Below are 15,029 nucleotides of genomic sequence, written 5' to 3'. Positions count from 1 at the left end.
GATGAAAGGAAGGAGCAGAATCCCTTTTTGCTTTACAGGAAATTGCTTTCCTGTAAAGTAAAAAACTCGCAAAGCGTATTTCTTGTAGATTGCAGCCGGTCATACATAAAAAGCAGCCGGCAACAGGTCTGGTATGTAAAAAAATACAATAAATACGCATAAAACCAGAGCTTGACAATTGTAATCCAAAAATAAATCTCTTATACTAAAAACGTAAAATAAGCGTTGAAATTGTATTGATTCAGAAAAACAAGAGGGACGAAGAAATGGCAGCAGATACCAGAGTGGCTGTAATCGGCATTGTAATAGAAAAGGACGAATCCGTCGGAGCATTAAATGAAATTTTACATGAATATGCAGCTTATATTATCGGAAGAATGGGAATTCCATACCGGGAGAGAGGCATAAATATCGTAAGTATAGCAATCGATGCACCGCAGGATACCATCAGTGCACTGACCGGTAAAATCGGAAAATTACCGGGAATCAGTGTAAAAACAGCATATTCCAGTGTGGTGACCAGACATGAAGAATAGAGGAAAAGAGTTATTTGATAAGCTGTATCAGGATACACAGCTTACAGAGGCAGAATATAAAAAATTATTAGAACTGCATATCGATAAAGAAATTGCAGAGTACGGCTTTGAACTGGCGAGAAAAAGACAGAAAGAGACATTTGGAAATGAAGTCTATACCAGAGGACTGATTGAAATATCCAATTACTGTAAGAATGACTGCATCTATTGCGGCATCCGAAGAAGCAATCAGAATGCAGAACGCTACCGCCTGAGGGAAGAAGAAATCTTATCCTGCTGTGAAAGCGGTTATGCATTAGGCTTTCGTACCTTTGTCCTGCAGGGGGGCGAAGACGGCTATTATACAGATGATTTACTGGAAGATTTGCTTCATAAAATAAAGGCTGCTTACCCGGACTGTGCCATAACACTGTCCTTAGGAGAACGGAGCCGGGAGAGCTATGAAAGACTTTATACGGCAGGAGCAGACCGCTATTTATTGCGTCATGAGACCGCGAATGAAGCCCATTATGGGAAGCTTCATCCGGCAGAAATGTCTCTTGCAAATCGGAAACAGTGCCTGTATGCTTTAAAAGAAATCGGTTATCAGGTAGGATGTGGCATTATGGTTGGCTCCCCATATCAGACCATAGACAATCTGGTGGAAGACCTTGTCTTTATGAAAGCATTCAATCCGCATATGGTAGGAATCGGCCCGTTTATTCCACAAAAGGATACACCATTTGGAGAGATGGAGCAGGGAAGCCTTGAGATGACATTGTTTTTACTGGCAATTACCCGTCTGATGCTGCCGAAGGTACTGCTTCCGGCAACTACAGCGTTGGGAACCATCCATTCAAGGGGCAGGGAGCTTGGCATTTTAGCAGGAGGAAATGTGGTAATGCCGAATCTGTCACCGGTAAAGGTGCGGAAGAAGTATGCCCTTTACGATAATAAAATCTGTACCGGGGAAGAGGCAGCGGAATGCCGTGGATGTCTTGGCAACCGTATGGAATCCATTGGATATAAACTGGTGGTCTCAAGAGGAGATTCGCCATTTATATAAATAAAGGAAATACAAGAGGTATTTCTTAAATCACCATATAATAACCAACGGGAAAGAGCTTCTGACCCGGAAGAAAGGAAACATTATGTATAACAAAGCATCATTAAAGGCAGAAGAATTTATCTGCCACGAAGAGATTGAAGAGACTCTGGCATATGCTGAGGCAAATAAGGACAATCTTGCCCTTATTGACGAAATCATTGCAAAGGCAAAATTACGGAAAGGGCTTACTCACAGAGAAGCATCAGTATTGCTGGCCTGCGAGAACGAAGAGAAAATCCAGGAAGTATATGACCTTGCAGAACAGATTAAGAAAGATTTCTATGGAAATCGTATCGTAATGTTTGCACCATTATATCTGTCCAATTACTGTATCAATGGATGTGTATATTGTCCGTACCATGGAAAAAATAAGCATATTGCCCGGAAGAAACTGACACAGGATGAAGTACGTCAGGAAGTAACGGCATTACAGGATATGGGACACAAGCGTCTGGCAATTGAAGCAGGCGAAGACCCGGTGAATAACCCAATCGAATATATCTTAGAGTGTATTAAGACCATATACAGCATTAAGCACAAAAACGGTGCAATTCGTCGTGTTAATGTAAATATTGCTGCAACAACCGTAGAAAATTACCGGAAATTAAAAGAGGCCGGAATCGGAACTTACATTCTTTTTCAGGAAACTTATCATAAAGAAAGCTATGAAAAATTACATCCAACCGGACCAAAGCATGATTATGCATATCATACCGAAGCCATGGACCGTGCCATGGAAGGTGGCATCGATGATGTTGGCTTAGGCGTACTTTTTGGATTGGAACTTTACAAATATGAATTTGCAGGACTTCTGATGCATGCAGAACATTTGGAGGCAGTGCATGGAGTAGGACCACATACCATCAGCGTGCCACGAATCAAACGTGCAGATGACATTGACCCGGATGTATTCGATAATGGAATCAGTGATGATATTTTTGCAAAAATCTGTGCATGTATCCGTGTGGCAGTTCCATATACCGGAATGATTATTTCTACCAGAGAGAGCCAGGCGGTACGTGAGAAAGTTATCCGCCTTGGTGTATCCCAGATTAGTGGTGGTTCCAAGACTTCCGTTGGTGGATATGACCATCCGGAGCCGGAAGACGAACGTTCCGAACAGTTTGATGTCAGTGATACCAGAACACTGGATGAGGTAGTGCACTGGCTGATGGATATGGGTTACATTCCAAGTTTCTGTACGGCATGTTACCGGGAAGGCAGAACAGGAGACCGTTTTATGAGTCTTTGTAAGAACCAGCAGATTTTAAATTGCTGTCATCCGAATGCGCTGATGACATTGAAGGAATATTTGATTGATTATGCTTCTGAAGATACCAGAAAAATCGGAGAAGCGTTGATTGCTAAGGAGATAGAGAAAGTACCAAATGAAAAAACAAGAGAAATTGCAAAACGTCATCTGAAAGAAATTGAGGAAGGACAGCGCGATTTCAGATTCTAGGAGGTCTTTAGCGATGTCATTGAATGAAACACCAAGTGCAAACCGGATACATATCGGTTTTTATGGCAAAAGAAACAGCGGAAAATCTTCTCTGATTAATGCATTTACCGGACAACAGGTAGCAATTGTATCGGATGTGGCGGGAACGACAACGGATCCCGTCTACAAAGCGATGGAGGTACATGGCATCGGCCCCTGCGTATTTATTGATACAGCCGGGGTTGATGATGTGGGTGAGTTAGGAAAAATGCGTGTGGAGAAGACGGAAAAAGCTGCAGAAAAAACGGATATTGCAGTATTGCTGTTTTCAGGAGAAGAATATAGCGCAGAGTTAGAATGGTTCCGTTATTTTAAAGAGAAACATACGCCGATTTTGTGTGTATTGAGCAAGGCGGATACTCTGACCGGTTCAGATGCTATAGCTGCACAGCTTAAGGAAGAGACAAAACAGGAAATTCTTGTTATCAGCTCGAAAAGCAAGGAAGATATAGAAAAATTTAAAGAAGAATTAATAAGACTTGTGCCGGATGATTATGGTGAAGAAACCATAACCGGAGCACTGGTAGAAGAAGGAGATTTGGTCCTTCTTGTTATGCCGCAGGATATCCAGGCACCAAAGGGCAGACTGATTCTGCCACAGGTACAGACCATCCGTGATTTGCTGGATCATAAATGTCTGGTAATGAGCTGCACAACGGATAAGTTAGAGGATACGCTGGCGGCGCTGGCGCGACCACCGAAGCTTATTATTACTGACTCCCAGGTTTTCCGCACAGTATATGATAAGAAGCCGCAGGAAAGTCTTCTGACCTCATTTTCCGTATTGTTTGCAGAGTACAAGGGAGATTTCGCTTACTACAAAGAGAGCGCAGCAGCCATTAGCAGTCTTACGGAAGAATCAAAGGTACTGATTGCAGAATGCTGCACCCATGCACCACTGAAAGAGGATATCGGCAGGGAGAAAATTCCGAATATGCTGAGAAAACGTATCGGAGCAGGACTGACAGTGGATATCGTCAGCGGAACAGATTTCCCAAAAGACTTATCTAATTATGATTTAATAATTCAGTGCGGAGCCTGTATGTTTAATAAAAAATATGTCATGACGAGAATTGAACGTGCAAAAGAACAGAAAGTTCCAATGAGCAACTATGGTGTTGCCATTGCATATCTGTCTGGAATTCTTGATAAAATCAGCTATTAGAAATGATGAAAGGAAGCGTAACTATGTCAATCGAACGCGCACGAGCATATTTAAAAGAATTTGGAATGGAGGAGCGGATTATGGAGCTGGCAGAATCCAGTGCGACAGTGGAACTGGCAGCAGAAGCACTTCATTGTGAGCCGGAGCGTATTGCAAAGACGCTTTCTTTTCTGGTGGGAGAACAGCCGATTCTGATTGTAGCTGCAGGAGATGCCAGAATCGACAACCACAAATATAAGACAACCTTCGGAACCAAAGCAAAAATGATTCCGGCAGCGGCAGTGGAAGACTATATCGGACACGCCGTTGGCGGAGTCTGCCCTTTTGGAATCAAAGAGGGTATAAAAGTATATCTCGATGAAAGCCTGAAAAAATTTGAAACAGTATTTCCGGCATGTGGCAGTGGAAACAGCGCCATTGAGCTGACAATCCCGGAACTGGAACAGTGTTCCGGATATCAGGAATGGGTGAATATCTGCAAGGAGGAACAGCAAGCATGACACAATTATTACTGGCAATTATTTATCTCGCATTTATCAGTCTGGGACTGCCGGATTCCCTTCTTGGTTCCGCCTGGCCGACCATGTATCAGCAGTTTGGCGTGCCGATTTCCTATGCGGGAATTATTTCCATGATTATATCCGCCGGAACAATTGTATCCAGCCTGCAAAGTGACAGACTTACGAAGAAGCTTGGAACCGGAAAAGTAACTGCAATCAGCGTAGCTGCAACGGCGGTGGCTTTGTTTGGATTCTCTTTTTCCCACTCCTTCTGGGCATTGTGTCTGTGGGCAATTCCCTATGGTCTTGGTGCAGGAAGTGTAGATGCGTCTTTAAACAATTATGTGGCATTACATTATGAAAGCCGCCATATGAGCTGGCTCCATTGTATGTGGGGTGTTGGAGCAACGGCAGGTCCTTACATCATGGGAATCGCACTTTCCATGGGGCAGGGCTGGAATATGGGCTATCGATATATTGGAATCATTCAGGTTGTGTTGACTGCAGTGCTTGTTTTCAGTCTTCCATTGTGGAAAGGGCGGAAAAGTCCGACCGAAAATTTGCAGAATGCAGAAATGGAACAGTTACTGGAGAATGCATCAGAAAAAGCTGACACAACAGCAGAAAAGGCTTTGTCACTCCGTGAAATCTTAAAAATTGCAGGAGCCAAAGAAGTGATGCTTTGCTTCTTCTGTTACTGCGCACTGGAGCAGACCGCCGGATTATGGGCAAGCAGTTATCTGACTTTACATAAAGGTGTGTCAAGCGAAACAGCAGCAATCTTTGCAAGTCTCTTTTATATTGGAATAACGGTTGGGCGCGCCATAAGTGGCTTTATCACAATGAAATTAAATGATACACAGATGGTGCGGCTGGGACAGAGTATTATTGTCCTTGGAATAATGGCAATGGTGCTTCCAGGAAGCAATGTATTGGCACTGGCAGGTCTGATTCTCATAGGACTGGGCTGTGCGCCGATTTATCCTTGTGTCATTCATTCCACACCGGCACATTTTGGCGCAGACAAATCCCAGGCAATCATTGGTGTGCAGATGGCATTTGCCTATATTGGAATATTGGCGATGCCGCCGCTGTTTGGCGTGCTTGCCAGCAGGATTTCTGTGGCACTGCTGCCGTGCTATTTATTTGCAATACTGGTTGTAATGGTAGTCATGCATGAACTTTTAACAAAGAAAACGGCATAAGCGTCGGAAAAAGTACAGCAGAGGAAATGGGAGCGTGTTATGTTTCAGTTACTTGAACTAATCGAAAATGAAGAGGACAGGGAATTTTGCAGGAAGTTGAGTGAGCAGTTTGACTCTGCAATGTACCATGTGGCATATGGAATTTTAAAGAATTCTGCAGATGCGGAAGATGCTGTGCAGGAAAGCTATATTGCAATTATAAATAATTTAAAATAAATTATATATATCTTTTTAACTATCTTTTTATATCTTCTTAAATGTCCGCAAAGCCTTATTTTATCGGCTCTACGGGCATTTTGCTTTTGTGGTAAACCTCACATATCTAGGTCTATCTTTTTATATTTTCGCTATCAAGCGTGGTTAAAATCGTGGTAAATACTTCTATGCGATTAAACGCTGAACCTCTGATTTTGCAGTATCTATGGACGCATGAGCGTACCAGTTCATTGTGATACTGATGTTTGAATGCCCCATGATATATTGTAAATCTTTTGGGTTCATGTTCTTGCTTGCCAGTCTTGTGCAGAACGTATGGCGTAGCGTATGCGGTGTGATATGTGGCAAGGGATTGTCCTTGTGGTGCTTGTTGTATTTCTTTACCATACGGATAAATAAGGCGTTGTAATCAATGGCAACTTTCGGCTTGCCTTTCTGATTGACAAACAGAAAATTGCTCCGTCCGTCTATCACAAATGGTTCTGCCTTTGGGCGTTTCTTCATAACCCTTTGAAATGCCTGTATCGTTTCTCTGCTTAATGGCACTTGCCTTATTCCGCTTTTTGTTTTAGGCGTTTCAATATAATAGCCTTGTTCCTTACTCTTTAATAACTGGTGGTCGATAATCACAACTTCATTCTTGAAATCAATATCGGCTACTGTCAGTCCGCACAGTTCCGAGATACGAAGTCCTGTTTTTAATAATATCAGCACATCATCATAATGCTTATGATACACATTGTCCGTCTTGATAAATGACAATAAGGCTTGTTCCTGTTCCTCTATCAATGCGACTTTCTCTTTGGTATCATTTTCTAGAACTTCACTTAACTTGAAATCAAAGGGATTTTTCCTTACGCAATCGTCTTGTATAGCAATATAGAATGACGCTTTTAACGAGCGTTTATGGTTGTTAATGGTATTGTAGGAAAAGCCTTTGTCTTTCATGCGTAACGCCCATTCTTTAGCGTCAGAGGGTTTTATCGTATCAATGCTCCTAGCACCTAACTTATCCTCTTTCAATAACCGCATGAGTTGTTCCCGTTGTTTTTGTGTGCTTTTCTTCACATTTGCCCTCTGTAAGTTCTGTTTGGCATAGAGTTGGCAAAGCGTCATTTTCTTGCCTGTGCTGTCGATACCGTCCTCAATATCCCGTCTTATCTGCTGTTCCAGTTCACGAAGTGAGGGTTTTTCTCGTTTTCCCTTTGGTGTCGGGTCTGTGGGTGTCAATCTCCAAGCGTACACATATTTTGTGTTTCCAAATGCGTCCACATATTTATATAAGTATTTTCCGTCTGTTCGTTGGCTCTCTCCAGTATGCAGGATACGTCCTTTACTATCCCGTCTTTTTTCTTTCATGGTGTCTGCTCCTTTCCTTGTTGGAAAGAGCCTTGATATGACTTGTGTTCATCATAACACATACAAGGCTCATTTGCATTAGATTGCGTCCAATTTATCAATGACCTTTTCAAACTGTCGGCGTTTAATCTGTATGCGGTTGCCATTCATAATGAGCCAGCCAGCGTCCTTGTTTTCCTCTGCCAAGCGTCTTAACTTGTTTTCTCCGATACGGAAATACTTTGACGCTTCTTCAATGGTAAGGGTGTATTTTTCCCATACGGGAATATCGTTGTTATTCATCAGATACCCCCTTTCCCATGTTTCGTGTCATACTGGATATAGGGGATAAGGTCGGTGCGGTCTATCCTCTGTAAGTGGGCGGTTAATTTACTGGAAAGGGAACTGCTGTATCTTGCCCTGTCAAGCATAGTTCCCACTTTTTCCAGTCCACCTAATGCATCATGTTCTTCTAAGAAATAAAAACTTTTGACAGCAGAAATCACGCCACCCTCTGTAAGCCATTGCTGTGTTTCCTCAAGGGAATTTTGCTGTTTTGGTACTTGCAGTTTCAAGACTTCCACAGCCCCTAAAAAGCGTTCCCAAAACCGACACGTTTTCCATCTGCTTTTATTACTTTCGTTTCTGTTTGGCACGACAAAGCGTAGGTTGTTTGACAATAGCCCGAAAGCCAGTTCTCCCAGTTCCAGCGGTCTGTCTTTGAATGTCATGGCAAAAGCATGAGCCTTATCATCACGCAGTTGCATTTCTGTCCGTTTCCAACTGCCGACTTCCTCAAGTGTCTTATTATGTTTTGAACAGACTTCCTTATCCTTATCATAAAAGCGGTAGGACAATCCCGATTTACCAGCACCGATATAAACTGTCTTTGCGGTATCGAAATCGTCAAACTTGCTTTCGTCAAAGTGGTAGCCCTCACTATTCGAGATAAATTCCTCTTTTTCGCATTTCTTCTTTATCTGCTCTATGGTAAAGAATGGCTTTTCGTTCTTATCATCAATGGCAATATCAAGCCTTGTGAAGTGGAAATTATCCAGTCCGTATCTTCGCTCACAACGTCGGAACATATCCCCAAAGGTATAATTCCTACTGTCGAGAATACGGAAAATATCATCACAACCTCTGCCAGTCATAACAAGATAACAGCCTAGCCCCTGTGGGTTATCCTCTGTCTTTCTTGCGTCCCCCGATACATAAATATCTCCAATCTGCCAGCGTGCTTGATAAGTCTTGAATTTTATCATTGCTGGATAAACATTGAAAATGTCAGTCGGTAAATCTAAAATGTGCATGATTACATCTTCAGCGGTTGCCGTTTCAAATACAATGCTGATGTAATCAATCTTAACGGATAAATTTTTGTGTGTAGTTATAGTGCATTTCTCCTTTCGTATGCCCCGTTTTTTTGCGGGGTAAAAATTGTGTTTTTTCCTTTATTTATCACAGTTTCTAGGTACTATGACATGTATACGCAGGGCGGTGTTACATATACGCCCTTTACGAACGCCTAAAGGCGTTCCCTTTCTTCCTGTGTCTGATCCGTTCTTAACGCTCACGAGCCTTGTAAGGCTCGTGGCTAAACGGAACAGCCCCAGTCAGAAACCTTATTTTCGGTCTGATAGTCCATGTTTATTCATGCTATCAAAGTGAAAATATATCTTTTCTATGCTTACTCAAGCGTGTGATTGACCCTAGCGTGCTTAATCACTCTATCTGATACGATAATAACGCCATTAGAATTACTTGTCAAGAAGTTTTTGTTGACTTTTAGATACATATTAAGTATGATATGCTTATAAACACCAAAAAAAGCAACGAAAGGAGCGGTTATACTAAGTTATGGAGCATTATGAAAAGAAAATCAGTTTCTTAGGAGAGAACATACAGACCATAAGAAAACATAGAGGAATGAAACAGCAGGAACTTGCGGATAAAATCGGTATCAATATGCAGAGCCTTTCCAAGATTGAACGAGGTGTGAATTATCCTACCTTTGATACGCTGGAAAAGATAATGGACGTGCTGGGTGTAACGCCCAATGAATTATTGTCGGGAGAATGGAAGTATATCGACCACACCGAGCCATATATCATGGATATTATCAAACGGGAACAGGACTTCAATGTTTCTTTAGATTATCTGTCTGAAAATGAATTTTTCGATAATGAAAACGAATACAGATTTTACATGGAAACCATATTGATTAGATACATCAGCAATTATCTTTCTAATGAGGTTGTAGAAATTGAAGAACTTATGGAAATCAAACAGTTGATACAGCGTCAAAAAATAGAACGCATGATGAAAGTACATAAGGAAATGCGAGGGTTAGACCGATACAGAGAACAGCCGAAAGAATACAAATATCACAACCCTTATGATGACTGGATATTCCGTCAACTTGCAGATATAGATAACAGAAAAAATATTCCTAATACTTCTCCACAAGTAGACTTTAATGAGGGAGATTATGAAGATTATCTAAAGGCGAAATGGAACAGAGGTCTTTAATTTCCTCTTGCATGGAAGATACAGCAAACAAAAAGCCCAGTAAAGAGTGCAAAGCACCACCAATGGTGGCAAGGCTCTTGACAGGGCTTTTTCTTTTCTGTGGTGGGTAATCAAGAGGAAGAAAGAAAAAGTGTGTATGTTCAATGCAGAAAATATTTAAAGGGTATGTTGATTTTTATTGTGGCAGATATATGGAACTGTTATAATATGGATATGGAGAAACAAGCAAATTAGAAGTTGAGGTGATGAAACAAAGCGGGAAAAGTTATAGATACTACAAAGGTTGTAGCAGATACGACGGCGTTTGTTTGTAATATTGCTAGTTTGGGAAATGTAAAAGACTATAGGGTGACAACCAGAAACGATAACATTAATTTTAGATACAATAAAGATAAATGGTATAAAGGTTACAGCTTTACATGGTCAAACATAAAAAGAAATATATTGCATGACATGGGAAGAACTGCGACTACAGGTGAATTCAAGGATGGTTCTTTTAAAATAAAACTTACAACTTCTGATAAGGTTAGTAAGTATTCTGTATTTTTTAAAGATAAAAAATTTGAATTAGGAAAATTTACATTCAATTTTAGTAGGGAAACCTATAGTATTCCTGAAAAGTTAGTGAAGTTTTTTAATGTTACGAAAACGACAGATAACACAATGAATTTCTTGAAAAATGTTGATGGGCTATATGATTTTTATACAGAGTCAGATAAGAATGTTGATGGTTCAATAAAGGCTTTGAAAAATGTTACTGGAATTGGTAAAAATTCGAAAGTCTTTTCAATTTTTGACAAGTATGGAACAAAAACTGTAAAAACAATTGAAGACGTTGTTGGTTTGATTGGAGGTTAATATGAGTATTTCGGTTGACAGTGGTCTAAAAAAGAAAATTCAAATAGAGAATCGTAAGAATAGAAGAGGCATTTATTATTTGTGGCTCTTTGAGAAGATTTCTTTTGCATTGGTTATTGCTTATGCGATATTATTTCCAATTTATTGTATAGTAACAGGTAATTTAGTTTCAACAAATATGAGAACTGGAAAGCTTAGTTATTTTTTAGTGGCAAGTGAAACATCTATTTACACATCAATGGGGTTGACGGCTGTGTTATTAATCTACGTACTTAGAATGCGACTTGAACACACGTTTATAGGTGGTCGTATTGACGAGATGATAGAAATTGTTGATGATAAATTATTTTACATATTTAGAATAAAATATCAAACACCTGCAGATAAAAGAAATATTGTTGTGATTGACTTGAACAGAATAAATAATTTGAGTTATGATGATAAGCTGTTCGAAATAAGCATTGATGGAATGATGGTTGAGAAAATTGTTAATACATCTACTGATATTCACAAAATAAATATAACTGAGATGGTGGATAGTAATATAAAGATAAATGATTATTTTACACCTTCATTGTACGAGGTATTAAAATCAAAGATTAACTAGGAGGATGTTTTTATGGATACTGAAATGATAAATGACAAAGTGAGTCAGGGAATTATGCTTATTTCTGCTGAAAAATATGATGCCGCAAAGCTGTTGCTCGAGGATATTATTGCGGAAGCACCACGAACAATGGAAGCATATATTCATCTTGGAAATGCATGTGCAAATCTTGGAAAGTACGATGAAGCGATTGAATCATTTAAAAAAGCATTATTAGTGGACCCTAATTATGTTGAAGCATATTTTTCTATCGGAAGTATTTATGTGTTGATGAATGAAAAAGTTAAGGCTATAGAGTTCTATAATAAGGCTGAAGAAAATGGATTTATATCCTGGTATATTGTAATTGACCCATCTAACTGGTCATCTACAATATACTTCCATGATGTTTATCATAATGGGGACAGTAACAATACTCTCGAGTGTACTGGTATTCTTTTTGATGCAGTTATAAATTGCAAAAGATAATTGCTAATCAGACAACTTCCAGTTTGACAATTTCATATCCATACACACAAAGCAGTTAGTCTTAGGATTGACTGCTTTTAAAAAGACACCATTTAGGTGTAATGGTGTCTTTTGGGTGTTATTATAATGGTCATATCAAGGCTCATTCAATCGTGGTAAATTCGTGGTAAAATGAATGATTTTCTATACTGCAAAATACTTGAAAGTATAGTGTTTATGCGGATAATCAAAAATTAGATATAAAATTTAGATAAAATTTCTCGTGAAAACTGTCATAAAGCGTGGAATTATATTGTTACTATAGTTAGGAGCAGAGCAATTAATGTATATCGTAGGCGGAACCGCGAAAGCAAGATGGACGAGGATACGATTGAAAATCTGCTGCAGGAGTCTCAGGGAGACGGAGAATTCTTTGAACTTCCGGATGGCAGCAGCATGTCAGAACTTATCGGCAGAATGAAATATCCATATAAGGACGTATTATATTTACGATATTATAATGAATTGAGCTATGAAGAAATTGCAACTGCTCTTGACACAACAGTTGACAATGCAAGACACATTTCCAGCAGGGCAAGGAAGAAACTGCAGGAAAAGTTAGAGAAGGGGAATTCATTATGACAGAACAGGAACTGAAGGATGCCATCACATCGGCGTGTGAGGCAGATTATAAGCACGCAATGGCTGCACCAAAGCATCGCTTTTCAAGGACATTTCGAAAGAAAATAAAAGTGCTGCTGCAACCGGACATGGGAAAACATACGATACCGGCACTTTATCCGGTGCATGGCAGACGGCGCGTCATTGTGGTTGTGGCAGTGCTGGTATTGCTTCTTGGAACAACCGTAACGGGCAGAAGTTTTTTCCAGAGTCTGCTCGGAAAATGTATTCTGACCGGGTATACCGACCATGTGCAACTGAATCTGGGCGAACCGGAGAATCTGGAAATGGTGGCAATAGAGGACAACGAGAAGAACACAATGGAGATTGGTGCTGAACCGGATTCAGAGGAAGATTTTGAATTTGTCTGCAAGAAACCGCAGTGGGTGCCGGAAGGGTATACCTTGGAAAGGGAAGAGTATAAAGAGGATTTTCAGTTATATCAGAATAATTATGTAAATAATGATGGAAAATATGCATTATATCAGCAGATGCGTAATGATAGAGTGGATAATATAGGAATCAGTTCCAATGGGGGTGAACAACAGGAAGTTATGATTGAGAATTTTAAAGGATATTTTATCCCGGATGATGTGCTGGATGAAGAGAAAGGAAATCTTGTTTGGGAAGATGGAACGTATCTTTATATGATGGTAGGAGATTTGACAAAAGAAGAATTAATCAGGATGGCAGAAACAATAAAATAGTAAGTGAAATAAAAAATTATCACCCAAAATTAAAAAAATGGAAAAAATTGTCATAAAACCTCTTTTTCATTTGTTACATAAGTAGAACAGGTGGAAAGGAGGTTTTACGATGGAAAGAAAAATATTAAAAAAGAAAATCCTGGGTATTTTTTGCACGCTATGTCTTTGTATATGCATGATGAATGGCAGTACAGTAGTGTATGGTGCAGGTGTGGATAGTTGTGTAGATAGAATTGCAGAAGGAAGATATGCGAATATTTCTATGTACCATACGAACTTAATGAAAAGTGGCTCTACTTTTACGGCGTATGCCAGTGTATATGCAAAGGTAAAGGCATCCATATCAATTACCATGACATTGCAGAGACAGTCAGGTACAAGCTGGTCAGATGTAACAAGCTGGTTTGATTCCACAACAGGCTCTGGCTTGGAGTTGTCTAAAAATTACGTCGCAGGCACAAGAGGAAATTATCGTGTACGTGCAGTTTATACTGTGAATGGTGAAACAATAACAACATATAGCAGTACAGTCACCTATTAGCAGCAAAGGGAGAAAGTTATTTCGAGATATAAGAATGAGCAAAAAATACGGGAGAAAAGCACGAGAGGCATGAGCAATATTTATATCGACGGTAAAATCGGTATATCAGAGGATGAAAAATGAACATATTCACAATCAAAATCATAGCATTAATCTTGATGCTGATGGACCATATAGGCGAGTTCTTTCCGGACTCGCCTATATGGTTTCGGTGGCTGGGAAGATTAGCGGCACCGCTGTTTTTCTATGCACTGGCGGTGGGGTTCCAACATACAAGAAATCGAAAGAAATATTTGTTGCGCCTATATCTGGCAAATGTCGGAATGGTATTTTTTAATCAGATTATGTGTATGCTGCAGAGAAAACTGGACTATGTGGCGTATCAACCGAAAAATCATAATATATTTACAACCCTGTTTTGCGCGGGAGTGCTTATCTGTATATGGGAAAGCCGGAAAGAGAAGAAAAAGTTTTTTACATACATTGGGATATATATCTTCTGGCAGGCTATGGTGATGGGACTTGCAATTCTGGCAGAGGCGTTTGATTACATATGGCGCGGTAATGCGCTGTTGCAAACAGTCTTACGGACAAATTATATTTTCCCACTACTGGGTGGAATCTGGGATGCGGAAGGCGGCGTGTTCTTTATTGTGCTGGGAGTATGGCTGTATTGTGCAGTAGAGAACAAGTGGAAGCTTGCACTGCGTTATATCCTGTTCTGTGGGGCGTATATGTTTATGTGCCAGGGAGATATCCTGTATCGGATTATGAGCAGGTTTTCTTTTTGGGGCTATCATAAATTAGCGGATGTCATATATTTTGGCAGTTCATTTGTGGGTATTCCTCTTGGAACATCGGATTTATCCCTGCTTACGGAGTTCTATCAATGGATGATGATAGGCGCATTGCCAATCATGCTTGCATGTAACGGAAAGCGTGGCAAAAGCCTTAAATGGCTGTTTTATGCGGCATATCCGCTGCAATTTCTGGTATTGTATGGTATAAGTTATTATAAAATATTATAAATAAGAAAGGTATATCGGCTGTGTACCGACCCCTAAAAGTTAGACCCAAAAATCTAACGATTGGAGGTCGGTATTTTTAT

Annotated in this window: 18 protein-coding genes; 15 read left to right on the top strand and 3 right to left on the bottom strand. The window is 40.0% G+C overall.

What is annotated here, in order from left to right; all coding sequences use genetic code 11:
• The first annotated feature begins 266 nt into the window (after positions 1 to 266).
• The 7 genes from DXB39_RS13885 to DXB39_RS13855 all read left to right on the top strand — a co-directional run bounded on the left by DXB39_RS13885 (position 267) and on the right by DXB39_RS13855 (position 6,210).
• Positions 267 to 536, top strand: coding sequence for a TM1266 family iron-only hydrogenase system putative regulator (locus DXB39_RS13885; protein WP_022242806.1), 270 nt, complete (start codon positions 267 to 269; stop codon positions 534 to 536).
• Positions 526 to 1,581, top strand: coding sequence for a [FeFe] hydrogenase H-cluster radical SAM maturase HydE (gene hydE, locus DXB39_RS13880; RefSeq protein WP_117842321.1), 1,056 nt, complete (start codon positions 526 to 528; stop codon positions 1,579 to 1,581). The genes DXB39_RS13885 and hydE overlap by 11 nt, the downstream gene beginning before the upstream one ends.
• A gap of 85 nt (positions 1,582 to 1,666) precedes the next feature.
• Positions 1,667 to 3,085 carry a [FeFe] hydrogenase H-cluster radical SAM maturase HydG gene (gene hydG / locus DXB39_RS13875; RefSeq protein WP_117842320.1) on the top strand — a complete coding sequence of 473 codons (1,419 nt, stop codon included), beginning with the start codon at positions 1,667 to 1,669 and terminating at the stop codon, positions 3,083 to 3,085.
• Between the two features lie 13 nt (positions 3,086 to 3,098).
• A complete protein-coding gene (gene hydF / locus DXB39_RS13870) occupies positions 3,099 to 4,289 on the top strand; it encodes a [FeFe] hydrogenase H-cluster maturation GTPase HydF (protein WP_117842319.1) in 1,191 nt (396 codons plus the stop codon).
• A gap of 23 nt (positions 4,290 to 4,312) precedes the next feature.
• The gene (locus tag DXB39_RS13865; protein ID WP_117698332.1) at positions 4,313 to 4,789 is read left to right on the top strand and encodes a YbaK/EbsC family protein; all 477 of its coding nucleotides are present in this window, start codon (positions 4,313 to 4,315) and stop codon (positions 4,787 to 4,789) included.
• The gene (locus DXB39_RS13860) at positions 4,786 to 5,994 is read left to right on the top strand and encodes an MFS transporter (RefSeq protein WP_117842318.1); all 1,209 of its coding nucleotides are present in this window, start codon (positions 4,786 to 4,788) and stop codon (positions 5,992 to 5,994) included. The genes DXB39_RS13865 and DXB39_RS13860 overlap by 4 nt, the downstream gene beginning before the upstream one ends.
• A gap of 39 nt (positions 5,995 to 6,033) precedes the next feature.
• Complete coding sequence (locus DXB39_RS13855; protein ID WP_117842317.1) at positions 6,034 to 6,210, top strand: sigma factor; 177 nt, start codon at positions 6,034 to 6,036, stop codon at positions 6,208 to 6,210.
• Between the two features lie 165 nt (positions 6,211 to 6,375).
• On the opposite strand, the gene DXB39_RS13845 is transcribed toward DXB39_RS13855, so the two are convergent.
• The 3 genes from DXB39_RS13845 to DXB39_RS13835 form a co-directional block, all read right to left on the bottom strand.
• Positions 6,376 to 7,569: a tyrosine-type recombinase/integrase gene (locus tag DXB39_RS13845; protein WP_021422701.1), complete on the bottom strand. Its 1,194-nt coding sequence runs from the start codon at positions 7,567 to 7,569 to the stop codon at positions 6,376 to 6,378.
• A gap of 78 nt (positions 7,570 to 7,647) precedes the next feature.
• Complete coding sequence (locus tag DXB39_RS13840) at positions 7,648 to 7,851, bottom strand: excisionase (RefSeq protein WP_002610247.1); 204 nt, start codon at positions 7,849 to 7,851, stop codon at positions 7,648 to 7,650.
• Positions 7,851 to 8,912 carry a replication initiation factor domain-containing protein gene (locus DXB39_RS13835; RefSeq protein WP_278336379.1) on the bottom strand — a complete coding sequence of 354 codons (1,062 nt, stop codon included), beginning with the start codon at positions 8,910 to 8,912 and terminating at the stop codon, positions 7,851 to 7,853. The genes DXB39_RS13840 and DXB39_RS13835 overlap by 1 nt, the downstream gene beginning before the upstream one ends.
• 496 nt (positions 8,913 to 9,408) lie before the next feature.
• Here DXB39_RS13835 and DXB39_RS13830 point away from each other — a divergent pair, with 496 nt between their 5' ends.
• The 8 genes from DXB39_RS13830 (at position 9,409) to DXB39_RS13785 (ending at position 14,949) form a co-directional block, all read left to right on the top strand.
• Positions 9,409 to 10,080 (top strand): helix-turn-helix domain-containing protein, encoded by a 672-nt coding sequence (locus tag DXB39_RS13830; protein ID WP_004612630.1) that lies wholly within the window; start codon positions 9,409 to 9,411, stop codon positions 10,078 to 10,080.
• Positions 10,081 to 10,428: 348 nt separating this feature from the next.
• Complete coding sequence (locus tag DXB39_RS13820) at positions 10,429 to 10,938, top strand: hypothetical protein (RefSeq protein WP_118469528.1); 510 nt, start codon at positions 10,429 to 10,431, stop codon at positions 10,936 to 10,938.
• Position 10,939: 1 nt separating this feature from the next.
• Positions 10,940 to 11,545 carry a hypothetical protein gene (locus DXB39_RS13815; RefSeq protein WP_117538836.1) on the top strand — a complete coding sequence of 202 codons (606 nt, stop codon included), beginning with the start codon at positions 10,940 to 10,942 and terminating at the stop codon, positions 11,543 to 11,545.
• 12 nt (positions 11,546 to 11,557) lie between these two features.
• Positions 11,558 to 12,013 (top strand): tetratricopeptide repeat protein, encoded by a 456-nt coding sequence (locus DXB39_RS13810; protein ID WP_117538837.1) that lies wholly within the window; start codon positions 11,558 to 11,560, stop codon positions 12,011 to 12,013.
• Positions 12,014 to 12,268: 255 nt separating this feature from the next.
• The gene (locus DXB39_RS13800; RefSeq protein WP_117842316.1) at positions 12,269 to 12,634 is read left to right on the top strand and encodes an RNA polymerase sigma factor; all 366 of its coding nucleotides are present in this window, start codon (positions 12,269 to 12,271) and stop codon (positions 12,632 to 12,634) included.
• Complete coding sequence (locus tag DXB39_RS13795; RefSeq protein ID WP_117842315.1) at positions 12,631 to 13,380, top strand: DUF4367 domain-containing protein; 750 nt, start codon at positions 12,631 to 12,633, stop codon at positions 13,378 to 13,380. The genes DXB39_RS13800 and DXB39_RS13795 overlap by 4 nt, the downstream gene beginning before the upstream one ends.
• 109 nt (positions 13,381 to 13,489) lie before the next feature.
• A complete protein-coding gene (locus DXB39_RS13790) occupies positions 13,490 to 13,921 on the top strand; it encodes a hypothetical protein (protein ID WP_117842314.1) in 432 nt (143 codons plus the stop codon).
• 119 nt (positions 13,922 to 14,040) lie between these two features.
• The gene (locus DXB39_RS13785; protein ID WP_117842313.1) at positions 14,041 to 14,949 is read left to right on the top strand and encodes a TraX family protein; all 909 of its coding nucleotides are present in this window, start codon (positions 14,041 to 14,043) and stop codon (positions 14,947 to 14,949) included.
• Positions 14,950 to 15,029: the final 80 nt, after the last annotated feature.

It is taken from the genome of Roseburia sp. OM03-7AC (assembly GCF_003462625.1).
Lineage (GTDB): Bacteria > Bacillota > Clostridia > Lachnospirales > Lachnospiraceae > Roseburia_C > Roseburia_C amylophila.
Note: the sequence above shows the minus strand (reverse complement) of the source record. Positions and strands in the feature narration are given on the sequence as shown.

Excerpts from the sequence above, each read along its gene's own strand:
- DXB39_RS13885 (WP_022242806.1), top strand. The coding sequence starts at position 267 with ATGGCAGCAGATACCAGAGTGGCTGTAATCGGCATTGTAATAGAAAAG.
- hydE (WP_117842321.1), top strand. The coding sequence starts at position 526 with ATGAAGAATAGAGGAAAAGAGTTATTTGATAAGCTGTATCAGGATACA.
- hydG (WP_117842320.1), top strand. The coding sequence starts at position 1,667 with ATGTATAACAAAGCATCATTAAAGGCAGAAGAATTTATCTGCCACGAA.
- hydF (WP_117842319.1), top strand. The coding sequence starts at position 3,099 with ATGTCATTGAATGAAACACCAAGTGCAAACCGGATACATATCGGTTTT.
- DXB39_RS13865 (WP_117698332.1), top strand. The coding sequence starts at position 4,313 with ATGTCAATCGAACGCGCACGAGCATATTTAAAAGAATTTGGAATGGAG.
- DXB39_RS13860 (WP_117842318.1), top strand. The coding sequence starts at position 4,786 with ATGACACAATTATTACTGGCAATTATTTATCTCGCATTTATCAGTCTG.
- DXB39_RS13855 (WP_117842317.1), top strand. The coding sequence starts at position 6,034 with ATGTTTCAGTTACTTGAACTAATCGAAAATGAAGAGGACAGGGAATTT.
- DXB39_RS13845 (WP_021422701.1), bottom strand. The coding sequence starts at position 7,569 with ATGAAAGAAAAAAGACGGGATAGTAAAGGACGTATCCTGCATACTGGA.
- DXB39_RS13840 (WP_002610247.1), bottom strand. The coding sequence starts at position 7,851 with ATGAATAACAACGATATTCCCGTATGGGAAAAATACACCCTTACCATT.
- DXB39_RS13830 (WP_004612630.1), top strand. The coding sequence starts at position 9,409 with ATGGAGCATTATGAAAAGAAAATCAGTTTCTTAGGAGAGAACATACAG.
- DXB39_RS13815 (WP_117538836.1), top strand. The coding sequence starts at position 10,940 with ATGAGTATTTCGGTTGACAGTGGTCTAAAAAAGAAAATTCAAATAGAG.
- DXB39_RS13810 (WP_117538837.1), top strand. The coding sequence starts at position 11,558 with ATGGATACTGAAATGATAAATGACAAAGTGAGTCAGGGAATTATGCTT.
- DXB39_RS13795 (WP_117842315.1), top strand. The coding sequence starts at position 12,631 with ATGACAGAACAGGAACTGAAGGATGCCATCACATCGGCGTGTGAGGCA.
- DXB39_RS13790 (WP_117842314.1), top strand. The coding sequence starts at position 13,490 with ATGGAAAGAAAAATATTAAAAAAGAAAATCCTGGGTATTTTTTGCACG.
- DXB39_RS13785 (WP_117842313.1), top strand. The coding sequence starts at position 14,041 with ATGAACATATTCACAATCAAAATCATAGCATTAATCTTGATGCTGATG.